1 protein-coding gene and 1 pseudogene are annotated in these 1,482 nt (G+C 49.8%); both read left to right on the forward strand.

The annotated features are described in order from the left end of the window. On the forward strand, positions 1-815 hold an 815-nt coding region (gene serC / locus BZG79_RS15520), incomplete at its 5' end, for a 3-phosphoserine/phosphohydroxythreonine transaminase (RefSeq protein WP_077774858.1). 158 nt (positions 816-973) lie between these two features. Then, positions 974-1,482: pseudogene (locus BZG79_RS15525) on the forward strand (3-phosphoshikimate 1-carboxyvinyltransferase); the annotation flags it as partial.

Raw genomic sequence — 1,482 nt, forward strand, 5'->3', positions numbered from 1 at the left:
ACCATACCATTGCTGATTACGTTGATGGCGGTTATTGGGCCGAGAGTGCCGTCAAAGAAGCAAAGCGCTATTGCACACCGAATGTGATTAWCGTTCGACGCGAGCGTGACGGTAAGCGAGCTATCTCGCCAGCCAAAGATTGGTTGCTCAGTAGTGACGCTGCGTATGTGCATTTTTGCCCGAATGAAACCATTGATGGCATTGAAATTAACGATCTGCCCGACACCCATAAGCCGATTGTCGCCGACATGTCATCGACCATTTTATCACGTCCGATCGACGTGTCTCGATATGGTGTTATTTATGCGGGTGCACAGAAGAATATTGGCCCTGCTGGACTCACACTGGTCATCGTGCGTGATGACTTACTGGGCTTGGCAAAAGATGTATTGCCAAGTGTGCTCAATTACAAAGTATTGGCCGATAAAGACTCCATGTTTAACACACCACCGACCTTTGGCTGGTATCTTGCGGCTGAAGTGTTTAAGTGGTTAAAACAACAAGGTGGTATTGAAGCGGTGTACGCGCGTAACCAACAAAAAGCGGCGTTGCTATACGATGCCATAGACCAGTCAAGCTTGTACCGGAACCAGATTCATCCTGACAACCGATCATTGATGAATGTGCCGTTTCAACTGGCCAATAGTGAGCTGGATGACACCTTCCTCGCGGAAGCGACAGCGCAAGGCCTACATGCACTCAAAGGCCACCGTGACGTGGGTGGGATGCGAGCGTCTATTTATAACGCGATGCCACTAGAAGGGGTGCAAGCCCTCGTGGACTTTATGCATGAGTTTGAGAAAACGCACGGCTGATTCACCGTGTCCAGGTAAGATTTATCGAAAAAGACCGCTTTTGTCGTGAAAGCGGTCTTTTTATTTCCCTTCTCGACACTTTGATAAAAATAATAATTGTGAGACAGCTTGTATTTTGGTTACTCTGGGGACACTAAGCATCACGGATATAAACCAGAATGGAGCAACTGACACTTTCCCCCATCTCTCATGTTAATGGTCAAATTAACCTACCTGGCTCGAAAAGCGTGTCTAATCGCGCCTTGCTGCTTGCCGCGTTAGCGTCAGGCACCACACGATTGACCAACCTACTCGATAGTGATGACATTCGGCATATGCTTAATGCATTTACCGCGTTAGGTGTGTCGTATCAACTGTCTTCGGWTCGCACCGAATGTGTGGTAGAAGGGCTGGGACAAGCTTTTCAGGTCGACACCCCGCTTGAGCTATTTTTGGGCAATGCCGGCACAGCGATGCGGCCTTTAACTGCGGCACTGTGCCTGGGTAAAGGCGAGGTGACCTTGACTGGCGAACCAAGAATGAAAGAACGCCCGATTGGTCACTTGGTCGACGCGCTCAATGCGATCGGCGCCGATGTCCGTTATCTCGAGGCCGAAGGTTACCCGCCATTGCGCATCAAAGGCACAGGGTTAGCTGGCGGTGATGTCAACATCGATGGCAGTATCTC

The sequence above is a fragment of the Salinivibrio sp. MA427 genome, assembly GCF_001996115.1.
GTDB lineage: Bacteria > Pseudomonadota > Gammaproteobacteria > Enterobacterales > Vibrionaceae > Salinivibrio > Salinivibrio costicola.